Below are 21329 nucleotides of genomic sequence, written 5' to 3'. Positions count from 1 at the left end.
CGCTCGAACGGCGCCTGTTCTGCTTAACGATCGACGAGATTGGTTGCAAGCTCATGGTGTTGTCGTTATACGTGTGTGAATGTCTGTCGCTCGGCTCTCTCTATATGTCAGATGAAGTTTTTCATTAGTTATAACTCCCACAATTCAATGTGGGCCGATTGGATCGGCTGGACGCTCCTGCAAGAGCGGCATGACGTGTTTGTGCATGAATGGGAGATAGGAGCTGGCGAGAACATCGCTGACTGGATGTCGAGGCGCTTGAAAGACACCGAAAAAGTCCTTGGCCTTTTCTCTCCGGCTTACATTGAGGCGATCTACTCAAAGTCGGAATACTTGGCGGCGTATTGGGCGGACCCCGTTGGGCGAGACGGCTTTCTAGTTCCGATAGTGGTAGAACCTTGTGCTGATCTCCCAAAGTTGGTGCAGCCTCTTAGGCGTCTTCATTTGTATGGTCTGCCGGAGCATATGGCGGCAGCTGAACTAGTGAAGTTTCTAACCCCTCCTACCGCGCCGATTATTAAGCCTCCATTCCCCGATGCCAGCACTTCGACGGGTGCCTCCTCACCAGGTGAGGGAGAACAGTATAATGGTTGAAAGGGGCACGACTAAGCCAACCTTCCCTGGTGCTCGTGGTGATGTTCCAGAGCGTCAATCCTCCGCGCCTGTTTTCACAATTGAAGACGGAGTGATCGGTGTCGCCAAGAGATCAGTGAAGCCAGCGGATGATGCAACATTGGCCGTTTATTCCGCGCTAAAGGACGAACTATCCGACTTGGAAATGTCACTTGCTGCTACCAATGTTGATCGGCGGATAACTGGTGCGGTTTCAGAATTCAGGAACATTCTTGGGAGCAATTTTCAGGAGCTGAATATTGTTCAGCTGGCTCTGAAGGGGAGATTCTTGAAGGCGCTCCATGAGAGCTACAAGGATGAATTGCCAAACTATCACGTCGCCCAACTGAGCCATGTCGTATCGTTGAGTGAAATGATTGCGCAGAGCCGAGACGAGTGGCGGACATTCTGTCTTGAAGCAGAGGCGATCAGCGTTTCCAAGGAGGACGCCGCGGCAGTCAAAGTGCAAACACGAGCAATTGCGGGCTTGCTGGGTGAGCTGGCGGATCACGTTTCGACGCAAGTACCCGCAGCTCTTACAGATGCAAGCGGGATGATTGAGCCCGATGCGGGTGATCGCGATAAGCCCGTTTTGTATGCGTTGCGTTCGATTGAAAATCTTGTCATCGCGCTCGCCTCGAATATGCAGTTGCAGACATTGCAAGCAGCCACGGAAAAAAATGCGCGGCATTGGATCGCCGAAGCGGCACTTAGGCTCATGAAGGCGCCAGTTCTGGAGCTGGTTCGACACTTCTCAAATGTCCTGGGTTGGATCCCTCGTATAATGAGCAAGCTGTTTTAGGTTGACCTGAAAGCCCTAAATCTCCAGCTCCGTGCCGAACTCCACCACCTGCTTGGTCGGCACGCCGAAGAACGCGGCCGAGCGTTCGGCGTTGCGCTGCAGGAAGGCGAACACGCCTTCGCGCCAGACCCACATGCCCGGCACGTCCTCGCGCGGGATGATGGTCTCGCGGCCGACGTAATAGGTGATCTCGGACAGGTCGATGCCGGCCAGCTTGCCCTGGCGGCAGACGAGATTCAGGCCTTCATAAATCGTCGGATTCTGCATGAAGCCATAATGCAGCACGACGCGGGTGATGCCGGGAATGATCTCGATCACCTCGGCGCGCTCCTCGTCGGGAATGTGCGGGGATTCCTCGATCAGCACGGTGACCAGCAGCACGCGTTCGTGCAGCACGCGGTTGTGCCTGACGAACTGGGTGAGCGCGAGCGGCACCCCGCGCGGCGCGGAGGCGAGGTACACCGCGGTCCCGGGCAACCTCGCTTGGCATTTGTTGACAGCGGTCTCGATCAGATCCTCCTCGGGCTGGCGCAGCCGGGCACGTGCCGCTTCGACCAGCTTCACGCCGGCACGCCAAGTCAGCATCAGGAAGGCGACGAGGCCGGCGAGCAGCAGCGGAAACCAGCCGCCCTCGAACAGCTTGACAGAGTTGGCCGAGAAGAAGATCAAATCGATCACGAAGAAGAAGCCGTTCACGGCGACGACGAGCCAGGGTGAAAAGCCCCACTGGATCGCGAGCAACGCGGCCAGCAGCGTGGTGATCGCCATCAGCAGCGACACCGCGATGCCATAGGCGCCGGCGAGCGCGTCCGAGGTGCCGAAGCTAAGGACCGCGCCAAGCGTCGCAGCGGCGAGGAGCCAGTTCACCAGCGGCACGTAGATCTGGCCGATGGCGTCGCTCTGGGTGTGGCGGATCTGCATGCGCGGCAGGAAGCCGAGCTGGATCGACTGCTGGGTCAGCGAGAACACGCCGGAGATGATCGCCTGCGACGCGATCACGGTCGCGACGGCCGAGAAGGCGACCAGCGGATAGTGCAGGGCGTCGGGGCAGAGCTGGAAGAACGGGTTCTCGATCATGGTGGGATCGGTGATCAGCAGCGCGGCCTGCCCGAAATAGTTCAGTACCAGCGCCGGCAGGCAGATCGCGAACCAGGCCAGCCGGATCGGGAAGCGGCCGAAATGCCCCATGTCGGCGTACATGGCCTCGCCGCCTGTTACCGCCAGGAAGGCCGCTCCGAGGATGGCGAAGGAGACGTGGAAATCCTGGTGGATCAGGAAGTCGAACGCATAGAGCGGGCTGAGCGCCGCCAGCACCGCCGGCGCCTTGACGATGCCGTGGATGCCGAGCGCCGCGAGCACGACGAACCAGGCCAGCATCACCGGTCCGAAGATGCGGCCGATGAAGCCGGTACCCTGTTTCTGCATCATGAACAGGCCGATCAGGATGACGACGGTCACGGGCACCACGGCAGGCGCAAGCGAGGGGGCATCGACCTTGAGGCCTTCGATGGCTGAGAGCACGGAGATCGCCGGCGTGATCGCGCCATCGCCGTAGAGCAGGGCGGCGCCGATGAGGCCGACCACCAGGAGATGGGCGCGCCAGGTGCCCGGCTGGGCATGGCGGGCGTGGAGCAGGGCGAGCAGCGCGACGATGCCGCCTTCGCCGCGATTGTCGGCGCGCAGGATCAACAGCGCATATTTCAGCGAGATGATCAGCAGCAAGGCCCAGAGGATCAGGGAGGCGACGCCCAGGACGGCTTCGGGGGTCACGGTAGCGCCGTGGGCGGCCGCCTTGGCGGCTTCCTTCAGGGCGTAGAGGGGGCTGGTGCCGATATCGCCGTAGACCACGCCGAGGGCGCCCATGGTCATGGCGAGCGGCAGCGGATCAGGATGGTGGCCGGAGGCGATTGCAGGCGTGCTGGACAATGGCGGCCCCCCAATGGGATCGCGCCCGAGGGGCCATTCCGTCGGGCGCGGTCATCATCTAGTCTGCGATGAGACGTCGCAAAATTCCATCGGGATTATATGACGCGAAGCTGACAGACCCCGCTTAGGGCATGCGGTTCGCGGTCACGAGGCGGGCCTCGCGGATGGTCGTCTTGGTGCCGGCGCGGCGCAGGCAGGACGCCTCGAAGTTCGGCCAGGCCTGCTGCGAGCAGTCTTTCCCGACGGTGCGGATATCCAGCCGGTCGCTCTTGGCCAGCGGCTGCGGCACGCTGGCTTCGACGGTCGGGGCAAAGCCAGGCAGCAGGGTGAGGGCCGCGGCAACACATGCAGAGAGCGCGATCGCTGAAAGAGCCTTGATCATTGACAGTCCCCTGTGGTGCGGCCGCCTACGCCCAGTGTGCGGCCCGTCGTTCGTTGGTCGGATTAGTAACCATGGCCAGTTTCCGGACGTCTTCGCGGACGCTGGAAATGGTTTCGTTCGCGGTCCGTTTTGTTTCGTGGCTGGTCCCAGGACGAAACAATCGGGCGGTTTCCGACATGGATTTGCGGGAAATGGGCAGAAAATCGGCCCGGCTTGCCCGGCCGGGCCGGGCGCGGTAGGAGGGAGCCATGCCGCGTATCGCCTTCTATCCCGGTTCCTTCGACCCCATCACCAACGGCCATCTGGACGTGGTCCGGCACAGCGCCTCGCTGTGCGACCGGCTCGTGGTCGCGGTCGGGGTCCATCCCGGCAAGAAGCCGTTGTTCTCGACCGAGGAGCGGCTGAAGATGCTCCATGATGTCTGCGGACCGGTGGCCGCCAAGGCCGGCTGTGTCCTCGAAGCGGTGACGTTTGACGACCTGTCCGTGACCGCGGCGCGCAAGCACGGCGCGACCATCATGATTCGGGGCCTGCGTGACGGCACCGACCTCGATTATGAGATGCAGCTCGCCGGCATGAACGAGGCGATGGCGCCCGAGGTACATACGGTGTTCCTGCCGGCCTCTCCCATGGTCCGCCCGATCACCGCCACTTTGGTGCGCCAGATCGCCGGCATGGGCGGGGACGTCTCGGCCTTTGTCCCGCCGGAGGTGGCGGCACAGCTCAAGGCAAAATTCGCCTGAATACGGCGCTTCCTCTTCCTCTCTGATCCGGAGTTATCATGATCCGAATTCTCGCAGTCCTTGCCGCGCTCCTGTTCGCGGTGCCGGCGCTGGCGCAGCCATTGCCCGCCAACCTCGACAAGGCCAACGCCATCGTCATCGACAGCACCAAGGGCCGTATCGTCATCAAGCTGCGCACCGATATCGCGCCCCAGCATGCCGAGCGGATCAAGCAGCTCGCGCGCGAGGGCTATTACAACAACGTGCCGTTCCATCGCGTCATGGACGGCTTCATGGCGCAGACCGGCGACGGCCAGAACTTCAACGGCACCGGCGGCTCGAAATATCCGAACCTGAAGCAGGAATTCTCCAAGGTGCATTTCGCGCGCGGCATCGTCGGCATGGCCCGGCGCGGCGACAGCGTCGACAGTGCCAATTCGCAGTTCTTCATCATGTTCGCCGACGGCGGCAGCCTCGATGGCCAGTACACCGTGATCGGCGAGGTCGTGCAGGGCATGGACGTCGTCGACAAGCTGAAGAAGGCACCTCCCGGCTCAGCCGGCGGCGCGGTGACCGATCCCGACAAGATGGTGAAGGTGCAGGTCGCCTCCGACATCAAATAACACAGGAGAGGTTGATGGCGCGCTGTGGCGACAAGCTTCTGCTGGTTGCCGCGGTGCTGCTGCTCTGCGCCTCCGGCGCGGTCGCCGAGGATGCGCAGGTCAACACCATCCAGGACGTCTTCCGGCATCTACGCACCTGCTGGAGGCCGCCGTCGCCGGCCAAGGCGCGCCCACTCGACATCACGGTCGTCGTGAGCTTTAACCGGGCCGGAAACATTCTGGGCCATCCGAGGATTACCTATGAATCCGCGGAGGCCTCCGACAATGACCGGCTGCAATACCGGATCGCGGTGATGGAGGCGTTGCAACGCTGCACGCCGGTGCCATTTACCGATGCAATGGCCGGCGCCGCCGCGGGGCGACCATTCGCGATCCTGTTCCGTAGCCGCAAAACGTCACCTGACAAGACTTCACCCCCAACGCAAGAGAGGCGAGCATGAGCGTCACCGAAAACACCCTGATCCTCGAGACCACGCAGGGCCCCGTCACCATCGAGATGCGTCCCGACCTCGCGCCCGGCCATGTCGCGCGCATCAAGGAGCTGGTGCGCGAAGGCTTCTACGACGGTATCGTGTTCCACCGCGTGATCGACGGCTTCATGGCGCAGACCGGCTGCCCGCAGGGCACCGGCACCGGCGGCTCCGGCAAGAAGCTGAAGGCCGAGTTCAACAAGGAGCCGCATGTGCGCGGCACCACCTCGATGGCGCGCGCCGCCAGCCCCGATTCCGGCGACAGCCAGTTCTTCATCTGCTTCGACGACGCCCGCTTCCTCGACAACCAGTACACGGTGTGGGGCAAGGTCACCGAGGGCATGGAGAACGTCGACAAGATCAAGCGCGGCGAGCCGGTGCAGAACCCCGACAAGATCGTCAAGGCGCGCATGGCTGCGGACGCTGAGTGACAACTGGCGTCATGCTCCGCGCCCGCGGGGCATGACGAGGTAGCAGACGTGCGCACCGATCTCTTCGATTTCGACCTGCCCGCCGAGCGTATTGCACTACGCCCGGCGAGCCCGCGCGACTCCGCGCGGATGCTGGCCGTGGAGAACGGGGCGCTACGTGACCAGACCATCGCCGACCTCCCAAAATGGCTGACGCCGGGCGACCAACTCGTCGTCAACGACACCAAGGTGATTTCGGCGCAGCTCAAAGGCCGGCGCATCGGCCGCGAGACCGAGCCCAGGATCGAGGCGACGCTGATCAAGCGGCTCGACGGCTCGCGCTGGCAGGCGCTGGTGAAGCCCGCCAAGAAGCTCGTCGCCGGCGACCGCGTCCGCTTCGGCAATGAAGGCAAGGTCTGCCTGCTCGGCCATCTCGACGCCGAGGTCGAGTCCAAGGGCCTTGAGGGCGAGGTGACGCTGTCGTTCTCATTTCACGGCCCGGCGCTGGACCAGGCCATCGCCGATCTCGGCAGCCCGCCGCTGCCGCCCTACATCGCCTCCAAGCGCACGCCCGACGATCAGGATCTCGCCGACTACCAGACCATGTTCGCGGCGAACGAAGGCGCGGTCGCCGCGCCGACCGCGGGCCTGCATTTCACTCCGGCACTGGAGCGGGCGCTGCAAGAACGCGGCGTCGGCATCGTCAGGGTCACGCTGCATGTCGGGGCAGGGACGTTCCTGCCGGTGAAGGTCGACGACACCGAAGCCCACAAGATGCACGCCGAGTGGGGCACGATCTCGGCCGAGACGGCCGAACGGCTCAACGGCGCCCGCAAGAACGGTGGCCGCATCGTCGCCGTCGGCACCACGTCGTTGCGCCTGCTCGAGAGCGCCGCGGGCGAGGACGGCATCATCCAGCCCTTCGCCGCCGAGACTTCGATCTTCATCACCCCCGGCTATCGCTTCCGCGCGGTCGATATCCTGATGACGAACTTCCATTTGCCGAAGTCGACGCTGTTCATGCTGGTGTCGGCGTTTTCGGGGCTGGAGACGATGAAGCGGGCGTATGCGCACGCGATTGCGAACGAGTATCGGTTCTATTCGTATGGCGATGCGTGCCTGCTGTTTCGGGCGGTGCCGTAGGGTGGGCAAAGGCGCACAGCGCCGTGCCCACCATCATTTCATGATCGAGACAGGTGGTGGGCACGCTTCGCTTTGCCCACCCTACGCACCTAACTCACCCTACGATGTCCACTACGCCATCACGCGCTGCGGCAGCAACTCCGCGATCTGCACCGCGTTGAGCGCCGCGCCCTTGAGCAGCTGATCGGCCGCGACGAACATCGAGATGGAATGGCCGCTGGGATCGCTCAGGTCCTTGCGGATGCGGCCGACCAGGACGTCGTCCTGGCCCGAGGCGTCGATCGGCATCGGGAAGTAGTTCCTGGCGCGGTCGTCGACGACCTTGACGCCGGGCGCCTGCGCCATGATGGCGCGGACCTGGTCCTCGGTGATCGGCTTTTCGCATTCGAAGGTGATGGCCTCGCAATGCGCGCGCAGCACCGGCACGCGCACGCAGGTGACGCCGATCGCGATCTGCTCGTCCTCGAAGATCTTGCGGGTCTCCTTGATGACCTTGGTCTCTTCGTCGTTGTAGCCGGTCTCGGGATCGACCGCGGTGTTGTGGTTGAAGAGATTGAACGCGTAGGGGTGCGGCATCACCTTGGGCGTGTAGACCTGCCCGTTGAGATTGGCGCGGGTGGATTCGACGAGCTCCTCCATCGCGGCGGCGCCGGCGCCGCTGGCGGCCTGGTAGGTCGAGATGATCACGCGCTTGATGCGGTTCTTCCGGTGGATCGGCCACAGCGGCACCAGCGCGGTGATGGCGGCGCAGTTCGGGTTGGCGATGATGCCCTTGTGATCCCGGATGCGGTTCGCATTGATCTCGGGGATCACCAGCGGCACGTTCGGATCCATCCGGAACGCCGAGGAATTGTCGACGACGACGGCGCCCGACTTGACCGCGATCGGCGCGAACTTCTTGGAGATGCTGCTGCCGGCGGAGAACAGGGCGATGTCGACGCCCTCGAAGGACCGCTCGGTCAGTTCCTCGATCACGACATCCTTGCCGCGGAACGACACCGTCTTGCCGGCCGAGCGGGCGCTGGCGAGCGCCTTGAGCTTGCCGACGCGAAAGCCGCGCTTGTCCATGGTGGCGATGAATTCGGCGCCCACCGCACCGGTGACGCCGACAATCGCGACGACGGGATCGTTACTCACTTTATCCTCCATTGAGATTTGCGAATAAGACAACAAAAAAGCCCCGGTCCATCGAGGGCGGGGCTTGCCGTAGAGCTGATGCGTTTAAGTCGACGACTTACGTGCGCACGCCTCCCCGGGCCCCTGAGGCCGTGGTGGTTTTGGTCGTGCGTTTGGTGGTCGTGAACATGGCGGCGACTTATGCGGGAGAGTCTTGGCCTCGTCAATGGCCTTTTGCCCCCGGCCGATGCCGGGCGAGACTCGCTGCTATTTCGTTCTGGCGCCTGGTGGCTCGAGGATGACCTCCTTGAGGTCGTCGCCGCTGATCACGACGATCGCGAAGTTGAGCCGGCCGCGTTCGCGCACGAGGCCGCCGCTGATCGCCTTGCCCGAGGCCGCTTGCTCGGCGACGCGCACGGCGTCGGCGAGGCGGTGCCTGATCGCACCGAGTGCTGCGAGGTTGTCGCGGTCCTCGTGGTCGAGCTCGGCGAGGGGAAGGGCGGCTTCTCCGCCGACGAGCTCGCCGGTCGAAGCATTGATGGTGTGACGCCACATCCGGTCGTTATGCAGGGTCTTCACGCGGTAGACCGGAACGCCGGAGGCGCCGTCGAAACTCACATCCGCCGTCGTGGCGCCGGCGTGACGACGTTCCGCAATCGCCATGGCCTGGCCGATCGAGATGGTCGAGCTGCGGAATCGTTCGATTTCGCGGCTGACGGCCTGGCGATCGGCTTCGGGGTCACCATCTGTGTCGTTGTGAAGAGAAGTGGGCGTGCCCGAGGTCACGATCGCCCGCGCTGGCGCGGCGAGGAGGAGCGCCGGCAAGGCCATCGCCAGCAGTCCAGTGGTCCATCGTTTGGCTGTCGTCATGCTCGAAACCCTCGGCCAGCGAGTGTGCCGGATGGTCGTAAAGAATTCGCGGCCGGCCTTGGGCATCGGCCGGCCGCGGAGCGCCGCACCGGGCGGTACCCGGCACGACGATCTCAAGCGGTACGGGCCACCTTTGGGGCTGGTGAAAAAGCGGTCCGTATCGCTTATAACTAAACCATACCGTATCGTTTTATTTCGGTCAATGGAGCCGATGGCGTCCCCTGCGGGGAAAGCGTTCACCTCACGGAATTGTCAGCGGGTGGGACGGCGACGTTGCGGGGCCTTGGTGTCCTGGACGCGGTCGGCCGGTCCCAGCGCTCCGGCCAGGAACAGCTTGATCGCCGCGCGCGTGCGCTTTTCGGCGGTCTTGATATCGAGGGCTGTTCCGAACGTCGCCATGCGGTGGGTGTGACCGACGACCACGTCGAGAAACACCTCGGCGGCAATGGTGGTGTCCTCGACGTCAAGCGCGCCTTGCGCCACCAGATGGTCGAAGAAGCGCGCGGTGGTGGCAACGGCCTTGAGCCAGCCTTCCTCCTTGCCGAGCTTGGCGACGTCGGGGAAGTTGATGGCCTGCGCCGTCATCATGCGGCTGAAGGCGACGGCGTCGGGACCGCAGGTGAAGGTCAGCATCTCGCGACCGATTTCCACCAGCCGTTGCTCGACAGGGATGTCCGCAAGGCTGCTGAGCTGTGTCTCCGCCGCGGCCGACAGTGGCGCAAGCCAGCGCGCGATCTCGCGCCTGAGTACGGCGGCAAACAGGCCGCGCTTGTCGCCATAGCGAGAATAGACGGTGGGCTTGCTCACCCGGGCCGCTTCCGCGACCGCGTCGAGCGAGGTCGCGTCGAATCCGCGGTCCAGAAAAAGGCGGGTGGCGACCTCGATCAGCCGCTGGTCGCGCTCGATGGCGGCGGTTTTCGTCGGCCGGCCGCCGCGGGATTTCGGCATCTCGCGCCGCGCCGCTGCCGCTCTCGTCCTGGTCGCAGTCAATCCCATGCCCAATGATTCCTGCGCGTTCTGACAATGGTCATTCGCTCTATATAGCGCAGGAGCCGACGCGTCATCGCGAATCTGGCCGAATTGGCCATATCGTCAACGGTTTCGGCAGAGCCGCGTTCCGTCACCGGAGCTCACGGCACCGTCGAGCTCCAGGCCTGGCCGGATGCGGCCTTGTCGTATCCGTATTGATAGAGCGCCCGCATATAGGCGGTGTCGAACCCTTCCGACGGCGGCGCCGGATATTCGCGCGCGATGTAGGAGAGGTGAAAGCCGAGACGGTTGCGCTTGGCGAAATCGTAGGTCGAGAAGATGATCGAGCGCGTCTGCGACTGGGTGATCGCCGACAGGCTGCGCGAGGCGACATCGATGGTGCCGTTGGAGACCAGCTCGAAATTGCGTTCGATCTTCTTGTTGACGAGGATGTAGATGTCCATCCTCGCGTTGCCCGGCAATCGGCTGCCCTGGAAAAGCAGGGCTTCCGGCAGCGTCAGCACCGGCGCGGTTACGCCGCCGTCGACATGCATCTCCTGGAACTTGCGGCCCTGGCCCTCGGCGTCGATCATGATCGGCGGAAACACCAGGGGAATGCTGGCGGAAGCCGCCATCACGTCGCGAAACAGTTTCAGCGCCTCGGGCGTTCCGACCGCGGCGATCTTGCCCATGTCCCAGATCGCAGTGCGCTGGGTGTCGAGATCGGTCGTCACCACCAACAGCTTCCGGCCCTTGGCATTCTCGCGCGCGACTTGCGCCATGATCTCGGGCCCGACATAGCGGGCGACGAGCTCGCGGAGCCTCGTGTTGCCGAACAGGCCCGATCCGAACAGCACGCGCATGATGCTGGGATCGTTCAGAAGGCTCTCCGCGATGCCGCTGGTGTAGACCTCCCTCAGCGTGTCGTCATATTGCGAGCCGAGGAAGGCGAACGGCGCGATCAGGCCGCCGGTGCTAACGCCCGAGACGACGGAGAAGGTGGGGCGGGTTCTGGCCGCAGTCCAGCCGTTGAGAACGCCAACGCCATAGGCGCCATCGGCGCCGCCGCCTGACAGCGCCAGATAGGACTTCGTCGCTGAGCTGTTGTCCTTCTCGAAGCTGAATTTGGTGACGGGATCGTCCGCATAGCGCCTGAGGCCATCGATATCGAGGACGCGCGATGCGCTGGCCTCAGCGGCGGTATACGGCGTGCGGGGCAGGGACGTGCAGCCGGCGAGCGCCAGGCTGCATGTCAGGACCAGGACTGCGGTCAGACGGGCAGCTGTCTGCCTGATCCAGTCATGCAAGCGGCTGGAGGTGTCAGTCGAACATGAAGGGAGAGGCATTGTCAGTGGCTGTCGATCACGCATTGACTGCCGCCGGCAAACTCGCCCGCGGCATCTCGTTCAGCCCAACTTAAAACTACACGGTATCGTTTTGTTTAACAAGGGCGCCGTGCGAGGATCCGCATCAATTGTGTCCCAGTCTGAGGCACTGGGCCGCCACGGCCCGGGCCGGGCGGGTTGATCGGCTTCCTCCGACACGCAATAAGCACCGCCATGAATCCCGACAATGATCTTCCCAATCACTTTGAGTTGCTTGGTACCGATGGTGCAGCAAGAACCGGGCGCCTGACCACGCCGCACGGCGTGGTGCGGACGCCGGCGTTCATGCCGGTCGGCACCGCCGGTGCCATGAAGGGCATGCACTGGCGCGAGGTGCGCGATGCCGGCGCCGACATCGTGCTCGGCAACACCTATCACCTGATGCTGCGCCCCACCGCAGAGCGGATCGCGGCGCTCGGCGGCTTGCAGACCTTCACCGGCTGGAACGGCCCGATGCTAACGGATTCCGGCGGCTTCCAGGTGATGTCGCTGTCGGACCTGCGCAAGGTCACCGAGAACGCCGTGACCTTCCGCTCCCATATCGACGGTGCCAAGGTCGAGCTGTCGCCGGAGCGCTCGATCGAGGTGCAGCGCCTGCTCGGCTCCGACATCGCCATGCAGATGGACGAGTGCGTACGGCTGCCGGCCGAGCACGCCGACATCGAGCGCGCGATGCAATTGTCGCTGCGCTGGGCCGAGCGCAGCAAGCGCGCCTTCGAGAGCGCGCCCAAGGGCTACATGCTGTTCGGCATCGTGCAGGGCGGCGATATTCCGCAGCTTCGTCATGCGAGTGCGGAAGGGCTGGTCGAGATCGGCTTCCACGGCTATGCGATCGGCGGCCTTGCCGTCGGCGAGCCGCAGGAGGTGATGCTGGCGATGATCGACGAGACCGCGCCATTGCTGCCGAAAGAGCGGCCGCGCTATCTGATGGGGGTCGGCACGCCCGACGACATCCTCGAAGCCGTGAAGCGCGGCATCGACATGTTCGATTGCGTGATGCCGACGCGCAATGGCCGGCACGGCGTCGCCTTCACGCGCTTCGGTCAGGTGAATTTGCGCAATGCGCGCCACGCCGACGATCCGCGTCCGCTGGATGAGGAGAGCTCGTGGCCGTCAACGCGTAGCTGCGCGCGCGCCTATCTGCACCACCTCGTCAAGGCGGGTGAGACGCTGGGTGCGATGCTGCTGTCCGAAATCAATATCGCCTACTACCAGTTCCTGATGCACGGCATCAGAGACGCGATCGCACACGGAAAATTCGACGAATTCTATCAGCGTACGCGTCAGGACTGGGCGAGGGGCGACATCGCCCCGCGCTAGATCAGTTGCAAATCCAGATCAGTTGCAAGTGAAGCGGTGCTTCACGGCGTGCTTGGTCACGAAGCCATAGCCGCAATTGTCGCAGGTCCAGAGATAGCTGATGACGTGATCCGAGACGTAGGCGGATGCTTCGGCGGCGACCATGGAGTCGGCGCAAACGGGACAGGTGGGCAACTCGCTGCAACGCGGATCGCGGTTCGGCGCGATGGTCGGCAACACTTCAGCAACTGCTGACATCGTGGTGACCTCCCTGCTTTAAGACGTAAGTCTAACATAAGCAGAAGTCTTTGACGAGGTCGCAACACAAAAGCGCTGGCTTTTATAAAATTGCCGTCACCACGATGTGTTCGCTGCCGGCTTTCGGTTTCGCTATCGCAGCGCAAACGATCCGTGTGCATTGCGATAATTCGCCGCGCGGCTTCACGCGACACGACGCGCGACTATTGCGCCGCACCCTGCCGGCCGAGAGCTGGCTCGAGCGCGGCAGCCTTGCGGCGGTCTGAGCGGAGCCCGCGTGCGAACGAAATCCAGGGTTTTTCGATGAGAGAGTATGTCAGCCAGCTGACCAGGATCGACGACGTCACGACTTCGGCAACGAAGACGGACCACGCCAGCGGTCCGTCGCCAGGCCAGGCGTAACGGTGGACCCAAACCATTGCGAACGGCGACATCAGGTAGACCGAGTAACTGATGAGGCCGACGAACGCGATCGGGCGCCACGCCATCCGCTCACCGAATGCGGCAAACAGGACGAAGACGAGGGCCGCGCAGACATAGGCTGCCCCGATCGAATAGCTGTAGAAGAAGTCGCCCTGGTAGATTCCGCCATAGCGTTTGCTGGCCAGCGCGACGGCGAACAGGATGTAGAGCGTGGTGCAGAGGGCCACATGCCGCCATCGCAGCCCCGCGCCGATGACGGTGTCGCGGATGACCTTGCCGAGGAACATCGCCGACAGATTCAGCCCGACCTCCATCACCACCGAGGCCGCCCTGTTCTCGACCAGGACTGCCACCGCCGTCCCGACGAGCGCGGTTGCAACGACGATCGCGACGGCGGTGAGGCGCCGGTTCAGCAGTCCTGCCGCGAACAGAACGATGCAGACCAGGTAGAACAGCAGCTCGATTGTCAGCGTCCAGTAAAAGTCCCAGAGGTGAGGGACCTCCAGGAAGGACTGGAGCATCGTGAGGTTGGCGGCGATCTGCGGCAGCGGATAGGTTTTGGACGTGACCGCCTGCATCGTGACCAGCCCGATCGCGATCGAGGTCCAGTAGGCCGGGTAGAGCCGAAAGAAACGACTGATCGCGAAGTCGTTCACGGGGGATGCGCTGGCCGGAAAACTGAAGGGAATGACAAAGCCGCTGACGAAGAAGAACAGCACGACGCCGAAGCGGCCGAAATTCATGTAGTAGCCGATCGCGTCGTGAAGGAACGCATGATACGCGCCGGTCGGGTGTTCCCGCACGATCACCTCGAGCGCATGCTGGACGACCACCGCCAGGACGGCGATGCCGCGCAGGGTATCGATGAATGCGAGCCGTCTCTGCATCAGGCCTTCTCTGCGCTCCCGCCGCCCGTGATCGGCCGATCGCAACGGACCCTGCCTGCCGGAACGGCACTTGGCTAAGGCACAAGCGATGATCGGAGGGCTGCAGGCCGGTCCGGCAGTTCAGCATGGCAATCGTGAACGGATTGACAACGGCATCGGCTCGGGGACTGGGCCGCGCGCCAACCGCCAGATAGCCGGCCTGTTCACGGGATTTTGCTATGCAGCGAATTCCGGCCCCGACCGCATTGCCGCTTGCGCGCCGCCGCAAGCTGTCTGTAACTGCGCAATGATCGACAGAAGCATTGTCGCCACAGGGAGTTGATCATGGACGCATCGTCCACCACGGGTGCAGCGCACCAACCCGGCCGGGGCCGGATCTATGACTCGATCGTCGAGGCCTTCGGCAACACGCCGATCGTGCGCTTGCGCCGGCTGCCCGGCATGCACGGCGTGAATGCGACCATTTTGGCAAAACTTGAATATTTCAATCCCGCCGCAAGCGTGAAGGACCGCATCGGCGCGGCCATGATCATCGCGATGGAGAAGGCGGGCATCGTCAAGCCCGACACCGTGCTGATCGAGCCGACCTCCGGCAATACCGGCATCGCGCTCGCCTTCGTGGCGGCGTCGCGCGGCTATCGTCTCAAGCTGGTGATGCCGGAATCGATGTCGATCGAGCGGCGCAAGATGCTGGCCTTCCTCGGCGCCGAACTGGTGCTGACGCCGGCGGCGCAAGGCATGAAGGGCGCGATCGCCGCCGCCGAGGAGCTGGTGAAGACGACGCCGAACGCGGTGATGCCGCAGCAGTTCAAGAACCTCGCCAATCCCGAGGTGCACCGCCGCACCACCGCGGAGGAGATCTGGAACGACACCGGCGGCAACATCGATTTCTTCGTGGCCGGCGTCGGTACCGGCGGCACGATCACCGGCGTCGGCCAGGTGCTGAAGCCGCGCAAGCCCTCACTGCGTGTCGTCGCGGTCGAGCCGGAGGAGAGCCCGGTCCTGTCGGGCGGACAGCATACGCCGCACAAGATCCAGGGCATCGGCGCCGGCTTCGTCCCTGACATCCTCGACCGCGCCGTGATCGACGAGATCGTCAAGATCAACTCGACGATGGCGATCGAGACCTCGCGCGCGCTGGCGCGGCATGAGGGTATCCCAGGTGGCATCTCCTCGGGCGCAGCAATCGCGGCTGCACTCGAGATCGGCAAGCGGCCGGAAGCGGCCGGCAAGACCATCCTGGCGATCGTGCCGTCCTTCTCCGAGCGGTATCTTTCGACGGCACTGTTTGAGGGAATCTAGGACATGGCGGACCAACCACCGCGGCGGCCGCGCACGCTCGGCGATGCCAGGACCGAAGCAGAGGCAGCGTTCAAGAAGGTGACGGCCAAGGTCGCTGCGGCGCCGCCCAAGCAAAACGCCGTCCCCGGGATCAAGGAACAGGTCACGCTGCGCCTCGACCAGGACGTGCTGGAGTTTTTCCAGCAGGGCGGCCCCGGCTGGCAGGATCGCATCAACGAGGCGTTGCGGAAAGCAGCGGGGAAGTAGGCTCCGACCTGCGCTCGCAATGACGGAGTTGAGAGCGAGCGACATCGCCCGACCAACGGAAAAAGCCCGGCGCGAGCCGGGCTTTTGTGTTGTCGATCTCGGTTCGTCTCAGCGACGGAACATGCCGCCCATCATGCCGCCGACGACACCGCCGACGAAGGCCGCACCGGCTGCATCGCCGGGATTGCTGCGATGGGGCGCTGGTGCCGGCGCGCTGTTCTGAGCCGGGGCACTGCTGGCGGCGCGCCGGGCCGGCTTCTGGCTGGTGTCGCTCGCGGTCGCCGGGGCAGCCACGATCTCCGAGAGCAGGGCCTTGTGCTGAAGCTTGTTGAGGTAGCCCGATGAGGGATAGCCGCGCGCCGTCTGCCAGCGCTTGAGCACCGATCGCGTCTCCTCGTCGAACGCGCCGGTCTGCTTGGTGTCGAAGCCGAGCGCCGTCAGTCGACGCTGCACGTCGCGGCGCTTGGTCTTGTCGAGGCCGATCTGGTCTTCAGTGACTTGGCTGGACTCATCGGTGAAGGTCGCGGGATCGACGCCGGCGTTGAGCGTGCGCGTCGCGGTCGAGGGGCCGCTCTTGATCGCGGCGAGGCGTGCCAGCGCCAGCGCCTTGAACTGACCGTTCGGATAGGCGGAGAGATAGGCGTTGAGCTCTTCCGGCTTGTTGGATTCCTTCACCGAGCGCCAATATTCGAGCTCGACGCCGTCCGAGCCGCCGGTTGCAGCCGGCAGCATGCCGGAAGCGGTCGGGGCCGCGTTGGCGACCTGCGTCGTCGGGGCCTGGTTGAGATAGACGGAGCCGGTCAGATTGGTGTGGCCCCAGGGCAGCTGACCCTTGCGGGTCTCCTCGTTGACCTGGGCACGCACCGACGTCATCGCCTGCTGGATCTCGACGCCGGGCTTGGTGATGTTGTCGATCAGCGCGCGGGTGAACGGGCTGTTGTTGCCCTCCTGGCCGTCGAGCGCGGTCTGGCCCGGGCCGGTCGCGAAGGCGATCAGCGTGCCTTCGCCGGACTTCATCTCGGCAAGGCCGCTCTGCACGTTGACGCTGCGGGTCGCGGAGTTCGACTTGATCTTGGCGGCGAACGGATTGTCGCGACAGGCATCGAGGAAGACGAGCTTGACCTTGGCATCGCCCATGGTCTGCTCGAGCGTCAGGTCGATGTTGATAGCGGCGCCCAGCTTGACGTCCATCTCCGACTTGATGTCGGCGTCGACGGGCAGCAGGTAATTGGTGCCGCCGACGGCGATGCCGTGGCCTGCATAATAGAACAGCGCGATGTCGGAGCCCTGCGCCTTGCGGCCGAAGTCGAGCAGCTTCTCCGTCATCTGGTCGCGGCTGAGATTGGATCCTTCGATCACCTCGAAGCCGACATTGCGCAGCGTGGACGCCATTGCCTTGGCGTCGATCGGCGGGTTCGGCAATTGCGCGACGTTCTTGTAGGAGCCGTTGCCGACGACGAAGGCGACGCGGCGGTCAGCCTTGGCGGCACTGACCGACAGAGCCATGCACATCAGCGATGCGAGGAGGGTAAGATAGCGCATTCTGAAATCCCCAGAATCGAATTGCAGGCAGCAACGAATTGGCACCGAACGTACACGAAGTGCCCGACTTCGTGTCACCAAAATGGCAGTCCGCTGCGTTCAAACCGCTGCTGTGTGGCCAATGTGCACGATGGAATCATCTCCCAACGTGATCCAAATCACACGGCCACTCTGGTTTGTCGCGCAAGGCGGCGCGAGGTTCACTGCGCGCGGGCGGGAACCGCAGGCGACGGCTTCAAATTCAGGAGATTGCCGCACAGGATCAGCGCCGCGCCGAGCACGGTCCAGGCATCGAGCCGCTCGGAATAGAGCAGCCAGCCGGCCGTCGCGGTCAGTGGAACCCGCAGGAAGTCCATGGGAACCACGATCGTCGCATCCGCGTACCGGAGCGCACTGGCAAGGCAGTAGTGCGAGAAAGTGCCGCAGACTCCGATGACGAACAGCCACCCCCAGAGGGTGGCCGACGGCCAGGTCCACACAAAGAACGTCGGCAGCAGTCCGACGACCATCTGTACCACGATCATCCAGAAAAGGATCGACAACGCACTCTCGGTCCGCGTTAGCGACTTCGCCAGGATCATGGAAATGCTGAAGCCGATCGCGGCCCCGAGCGCGATCAACTGGCCCGGATTGATCTCGCTGGTCGCGGGACGCACGATCATGACGACGCCGACGATGCCGAGCGCGACGGCGGCGATCTTCCAGATCGTCATGCGCTCGGACAGGAACGTCGCGGCCAGCACGGCGGTCCAGATCGGCATGGTGAATTCGATCGCGACGACTTGCCCGATCCCGATCAGCGTCAACGCGTAGAACCAGCCGAGCTGCGCGAAATAATGGACCCCGTTGCGTGCGAGGTGCTGCGGCAGGCGTTTGGTCGCGACTGCCTTGAAGCCGCCGGCGCGGTAGATGATCGGCAGCAGCAGCGTGAAGCCGATGATGGAGCGCACTTCCATGATCTGGAAAACGTTCAGCTCGCGCGTGGTCTCGCGCCCGGCAACCGCCATCACCAGCATCAGCGACAGCCAGCCGGCCATCCACAATGCAGCCATCGTTTTGGACGGTATCGCGCTCATGGGGCAAATGCTGGAGGATGGAAGCCTGAAAGGACGGTCGGTATCGGCGACATCGCCGCCGTTTGCAACGGTCAATCTTCGGATGTCGCGCTGCAGCGTGTCGTGCTAGGCATCGTCGAACAACGAGACAATCGGGAGAGCTCCGCTCATGCAAATCTTGCAGCCGGCCGAATGGAAGAAACCGGGCGGCTTTTCCCATGGTGTCGTGGTCGAGGGGCCGGGACGCTGGGTGGTTCTGGCCGGCCAGACCGGCGGCGACGAGGCCGGCAATTACGCGCCCGACATGGCAGCGCAGGTTGCGACCGCGCTGAAGCGGATCATCAAGCTCCTGGGCGAAGCCGGGGCCGGCCCCGAGCACATCGTCCGCCTGACCTGGTACCTGACCAGCCGCAGCGAATATGAGGGAGCAGGCGCCGGCATCGGTGCCGCCTGGAAGGAAACGCTCGGACGCAATTTCCCGCCCTCGACGCTGCTCTATATCGGCGGGCTCGTGGACGAGCGGGCCAAGGTCGAGATCGAAGTCACGGCGTTCGTGCCGGGCGCATAAAAAATCGATCCGGCGAGAACGCCGGATCGATTGTCATGTGGCTGTGTCGGCTTAGCGCGACAGCGAGATGTTGGCGCCGCGGAACTGGCTGTCGGCGCGCATCGTGACAGCCTGCCTGTTGCCGCTGGTCTTCAGCGCGATATTGGCATTGAAGCCGGCTGCGGAGGCGACCACCTCGAAGTTTCCGCCGCCGCCGCGACCCTGGAGCGAGCCGGAGATGTTGCGGCTGGCCTCGGACCAGCTGCCGGTGATGGCGCTTCCTTCCGCCTTGACGCTGGCGGCGAGGTTGAACTTGTAGGCGTCGCTGGCGCAGGTCAGCGACATCTCCATGGTGGGGCCGATCGGGGCGTATTTGGCCCGGCACCGGATCCGTTCGGTCGAACCGTCGTCCAGGGTCACGGTGCCGGAGCCGCTCCAGCTGCCAGCCATCGGAGCGAACGGGCCGGACTGCGCATGACTTTCGGTATTCGCGAACCCTGCCGCAAACAAGACGGCGGCCGCCATCAGCAGCCGCCGGTTCCGGGCGCGAGCCATGATTGGTTTATTGGCGCGACGCTTCCCATCGCCCGCTGCACGGTATGCCTGCAGATGCTCCATTCCACTTCCCCGATCCGGCGTTGCCGCTGAGTTGACCGTTAGCATATGCACCATTGATCGAAACTTTCACAAGTCCCCCGCTACCGATGGTGCCGGAAACGTTAGCGCCGGGCGCAGTGATCTTGCCGTCGGCAACCGTGAGCAGGGAACTCGCGGTGGGTTCGCAGGAGCCGCTCTTGGTCACGATGGTGACCTGCCAGTTGCCGTCATAGGGAGTCTGGGCAAAGGCGGAGGCGGCGAGGGTGCCGGTGAAAACTGAAGCGGCACAGAACACCGCGATGCGGGCAAAACGCATAAATTCCGTCCTTGAATGTGTCTGATATGCTGTCGCTTATCTGGACCAAATGTGACGGAAATTTGTTGCAATGCCAAATCGAAAATTGTTCCTGTTGGAACAATGGTTTATTTGGGTTTTTGACGGCGATTTCCGAAGCGGAATCAAGGCCACTTCACGTTAAGGGTAAACGTCAGGAAGCGACTCGGGACGAGCTTCAAGAAAGGCTTGGTGCCGAGGTCGCGAACTGCTCGTCCTGAGTCTTTGCGGGCAGCGCCTTGTGAACCTTGGCGTAGTCGATCACGTCGGCCAGCAGCTTGAGGCCGAGGGGCGCCAGCGCGCGCTCCCAGAGCTCGCGCGCCGTCTCGCCCTTCTTGACGAAGCACCAATCCTGCGCGGCGATGGCGCCGGCGTCCATGCGGTCGGCGAGGTGGTAGATGGTCCCGCCAGCGATCGGATCGCCTTCCTTGATGGTCCATTCCACAGCGGCCTTGCCGCGATGGCGCGGCAGCAGCGAGGGATGATAGCCGATGCCGCCGAGCTTGGCGGCGGCGAGCGCGTCCTTGCCGATCCGGGCGTGGCTGTGCGCCGTGATGATCAGGTCGGTATCGGGGGCGATCTCGGAGGCCACCACCAGCTTCGGGTTGGCCTGGACCACGACCTCGATGCCGGCCGCCTTGGCGGTCGCTGCGAGGCGATCCTCGGCATCGGCCACCACCACGCGGACGATCGAGACGCTGTGCTCCCGGAGCATGTTCAGGGTGGCCACGCCGAAATGGCGGGAGCCGACGAGGGTAATGCGCATGGGTGTCCGATCCGGTCTCGCAACTGCGTCATCCCCCGATAACACGTCCCGACGCCCTGTCACCACCCACGCAGCGTTTGCGCGGGTTATCAACAATGCGCGGAGGCGCGGGGTGCGATGAACGTCCCGATTGCGCGGCCGGCCGTTCCGGTGCTTCCATGGCGGCATTGCACCGGTTCGGGAGCGAGCGCATGCGAAGCGCCTGGTTTTTCCTTCTCGCGGCATTGCTTGCAGCCAGCCCGGTCCATGCGGGCGGGCCGTATCCGGCCGTGCCGCCCGAGACCGGAATCGCGCCGTTCGTGGGGCTGACCTGGGATAGCTATCGTTGCGCTCGAGGTCCGGTGACCAATTTCTATCACCGCGCCTATTACGGCGAGGAGCCGCCGGCGCTCTATCGCGGCTACGTTTACCGGCCGTATTACCGTTACAGCGCCTATCGCAGATGGCCGCGGACATACTTCTGCGTCGCCGACTAGCGTTGCCACGCCGCCACGGTCGGTGGCCAAGCGGACGAAAAGCCGGTTCCTGTGTTTCGTTTTTAACAGAGGTATTTCCGGCCGGCTGCTAAAGCTGCGCTCACCGGGGCTGGCGACATTTCAACCCGCATTCGTTTTCGAACCCGGCTTGGGCCGCTGGCGCAGTC

25 protein-coding genes are annotated in these 21329 nt (G+C 63.8%); 12 read left to right on the top strand and 13 right to left on the bottom strand.

Features of this window, described 5'->3' with window-relative positions:
* Window positions 1–111 precede the first annotated feature (111 nt).
* A complete protein-coding gene (locus tag SE92_RS37520) occupies window positions 112–594 on the top strand; it encodes a toll/interleukin-1 receptor domain-containing protein (RefSeq protein WP_084251752.1) in 483 nt (160 codons plus the stop codon).
* The gene (locus tag SE92_RS04230) at window positions 587–1414 is read left to right on the top strand and encodes a hypothetical protein (RefSeq protein ID WP_157095098.1); all 828 of its coding nucleotides are present in this window, start codon (window positions 587–589) and stop codon (window positions 1412–1414) included. The genes SE92_RS37520 and SE92_RS04230 overlap by 8 nt, the downstream gene beginning before the upstream one ends.
* 15 nt (window positions 1415–1429) lie before the next feature.
* On the opposite strand, the gene SE92_RS04225 is transcribed toward SE92_RS04230, so the two are convergent.
* Entirely contained in the window at window positions 1430–3283 is a 1854-nt protein-coding gene (locus SE92_RS04225; RefSeq protein ID WP_063203340.1) for a potassium transporter Kup, read from the bottom strand.
* A 181-nt stretch (window positions 3284–3464) separates the two neighbouring features.
* The gene (locus tag SE92_RS04220; protein ID WP_063194605.1) at window positions 3465–3722 is read right to left on the bottom strand and encodes a hypothetical protein; all 258 of its coding nucleotides are present in this window, start codon (window positions 3720–3722) and stop codon (window positions 3465–3467) included.
* Between the two features lie 248 nt (window positions 3723–3970).
* On the opposite strand from SE92_RS04220, the gene coaD reads away from it, so the two are divergent.
* Genes coaD through queA form a run of 5 tightly spaced genes read left to right on the top strand, consistent with a single transcriptional unit; the run spans window position 3971 to window position 7090 of the window.
* Window positions 3971–4465 carry a pantetheine-phosphate adenylyltransferase gene (gene coaD / locus SE92_RS04215; protein WP_063194604.1) on the top strand — a complete coding sequence of 165 codons (495 nt, stop codon included), beginning with the start codon at window positions 3971–3973 and terminating at the stop codon, window positions 4463–4465.
* Window positions 4466–4503: 38 nt separating this feature from the next.
* A complete protein-coding gene (locus tag SE92_RS04210; protein WP_063194603.1) occupies window positions 4504–5067 on the top strand; it encodes a peptidylprolyl isomerase in 564 nt (187 codons plus the stop codon).
* Window positions 5068–5081: 14 nt separating this feature from the next.
* Entirely contained in the window at window positions 5082–5507 is a 426-nt protein-coding gene (locus SE92_RS04205; RefSeq protein WP_063194602.1) for a UCP034077 family protein, read from the top strand.
* Complete coding sequence (locus SE92_RS04200) at window positions 5504–5968, top strand: peptidylprolyl isomerase (protein WP_063194601.1); 465 nt, start codon at window positions 5504–5506, stop codon at window positions 5966–5968. The genes SE92_RS04205 and SE92_RS04200 overlap by 4 nt, the downstream gene beginning before the upstream one ends.
* 48 nt (window positions 5969–6016) lie before the next feature.
* Window positions 6017–7090, top strand: coding sequence for a tRNA preQ1(34) S-adenosylmethionine ribosyltransferase-isomerase QueA (gene queA / locus SE92_RS04195; protein ID WP_063194600.1), 1074 nt, complete (start codon window positions 6017–6019; stop codon window positions 7088–7090).
* A 111-nt stretch (window positions 7091–7201) separates the two neighbouring features.
* On the opposite strand, the gene SE92_RS04190 is transcribed toward queA, so the two are convergent.
* The 4 genes from SE92_RS04190 to SE92_RS04175 all read right to left on the bottom strand — a co-directional run bounded on the left by SE92_RS04190 (window position 7202) and on the right by SE92_RS04175 (window position 11415).
* Entirely contained in the window at window positions 7202–8239 is a 1038-nt protein-coding gene (locus SE92_RS04190) for an aspartate-semialdehyde dehydrogenase (protein ID WP_063194599.1), read from the bottom strand.
* A 234-nt stretch (window positions 8240–8473) separates the two neighbouring features.
* Window positions 8474–9076 (bottom strand): PepSY domain-containing protein, encoded by a 603-nt coding sequence (locus tag SE92_RS04185; protein ID WP_063194598.1) that lies wholly within the window; start codon window positions 9074–9076, stop codon window positions 8474–8476.
* A gap of 252 nt (window positions 9077–9328) precedes the next feature.
* Window positions 9329–10072, bottom strand: coding sequence for a TetR/AcrR family transcriptional regulator (locus SE92_RS04180; RefSeq protein ID WP_063194597.1), 744 nt, complete (start codon window positions 10070–10072; stop codon window positions 9329–9331).
* A gap of 134 nt (window positions 10073–10206) precedes the next feature.
* Window positions 10207–11415: a patatin-like phospholipase family protein gene (locus tag SE92_RS04175; RefSeq protein ID WP_063194596.1), complete on the bottom strand. Its 1209-nt coding sequence runs from the start codon at window positions 11413–11415 to the stop codon at window positions 10207–10209.
* Window positions 11416–11604: 189 nt separating this feature from the next.
* On the opposite strand from SE92_RS04175, the gene tgt reads away from it, so the two are divergent.
* The gene (gene tgt / locus SE92_RS04170) at window positions 11605–12750 is read left to right on the top strand and encodes a tRNA guanosine(34) transglycosylase Tgt (protein WP_063194595.1); all 1146 of its coding nucleotides are present in this window, start codon (window positions 11605–11607) and stop codon (window positions 12748–12750) included.
* 18 nt (window positions 12751–12768) lie between these two features.
* Here the strand turns inward: tgt and SE92_RS04165 are convergent, their stop codons facing one another.
* Both SE92_RS04165 and SE92_RS04160 read right to left on the bottom strand, forming a co-directional pair.
* The gene (locus tag SE92_RS04165) at window positions 12769–12987 is read right to left on the bottom strand and encodes a hypothetical protein (RefSeq protein WP_063194594.1); all 219 of its coding nucleotides are present in this window, start codon (window positions 12985–12987) and stop codon (window positions 12769–12771) included.
* A gap of 203 nt (window positions 12988–13190) precedes the next feature.
* Window positions 13191–14297 (bottom strand): acyltransferase family protein, encoded by a 1107-nt coding sequence (locus tag SE92_RS04160; protein WP_063194593.1) that lies wholly within the window; start codon window positions 14295–14297, stop codon window positions 13191–13193.
* A 324-nt stretch (window positions 14298–14621) separates the two neighbouring features.
* Between SE92_RS04160 and cysK the strand changes: the two genes are divergently transcribed.
* Both cysK and SE92_RS04150 read left to right on the top strand, forming a co-directional pair.
* Entirely contained in the window at window positions 14622–15599 is a 978-nt protein-coding gene (cysK, locus tag SE92_RS04155; protein ID WP_063194592.1) for a cysteine synthase A, read from the top strand.
* Between the two features lie 3 nt (window positions 15600–15602).
* Window positions 15603–15845: a BrnA antitoxin family protein gene (locus tag SE92_RS04150; RefSeq protein ID WP_063194591.1), complete on the top strand. Its 243-nt coding sequence runs from the start codon at window positions 15603–15605 to the stop codon at window positions 15843–15845.
* 108 nt (window positions 15846–15953) lie between these two features.
* Here SE92_RS04150 and SE92_RS04145 read toward each other — a convergent pair whose 3' ends face one another.
* On the bottom strand, window positions 15954–17387 hold the full coding sequence (locus SE92_RS04145) for a caspase family protein (protein ID WP_063194590.1): 1434 nt from the start codon (window positions 17385–17387) through the stop codon (window positions 15954–15956).
* 200 nt (window positions 17388–17587) lie between these two features.
* Window positions 17588–18463, bottom strand: a complete 876-nt coding sequence (locus SE92_RS04140; protein WP_063194589.1) for a DMT family transporter — start codon at window positions 18461–18463, stop codon at window positions 17588–17590.
* A gap of 148 nt (window positions 18464–18611) precedes the next feature.
* Between SE92_RS04140 and SE92_RS04135 the strand changes: the two genes are divergently transcribed.
* Window positions 18612–19010, top strand: coding sequence for a RidA family protein (locus SE92_RS04135; protein WP_063194588.1), 399 nt, complete (start codon window positions 18612–18614; stop codon window positions 19008–19010).
* Window positions 19011–19061: 51 nt separating this feature from the next.
* Here SE92_RS04135 and SE92_RS04130 read toward each other — a convergent pair whose 3' ends face one another.
* From SE92_RS04130 to SE92_RS04125, 3 genes are all read right to left on the bottom strand, one after another.
* Window positions 19062–19607, bottom strand: a complete 546-nt coding sequence (locus SE92_RS04130; protein WP_063194587.1) for a hypothetical protein — start codon at window positions 19605–19607, stop codon at window positions 19062–19064.
* Window positions 19552–19902, bottom strand: a complete 351-nt coding sequence (locus SE92_RS34780) for a hypothetical protein (protein WP_084251750.1) — start codon at window positions 19900–19902, stop codon at window positions 19552–19554. The genes SE92_RS04130 and SE92_RS34780 overlap by 56 nt, the downstream gene beginning before the upstream one ends.
* Before the next feature lie 196 nt (window positions 19903–20098).
* Complete coding sequence (locus tag SE92_RS04125) at window positions 20099–20686, bottom strand: formyltransferase family protein (RefSeq protein WP_063194586.1); 588 nt, start codon at window positions 20684–20686, stop codon at window positions 20099–20101.
* 191 nt (window positions 20687–20877) lie between these two features.
* Between SE92_RS04125 and SE92_RS04120 the strand changes: the two genes are divergently transcribed.
* A complete protein-coding gene (locus SE92_RS04120; protein WP_063203339.1) occupies window positions 20878–21162 on the top strand; it encodes a hypothetical protein in 285 nt (94 codons plus the stop codon).
* The last annotated feature ends 167 nt before the right edge of the window (window positions 21163–21329 follow it).

The sequence above is a fragment of the Bradyrhizobium sp. AT1 genome (assembly GCF_001590795.1).
Taxonomy (GTDB): Bacteria; Pseudomonadota; Alphaproteobacteria; order Rhizobiales; family Xanthobacteraceae; genus Bradyrhizobium.
Note: the sequence above shows the minus strand (reverse complement) of the source record. Positions and strands in the feature narration are given on the sequence as shown.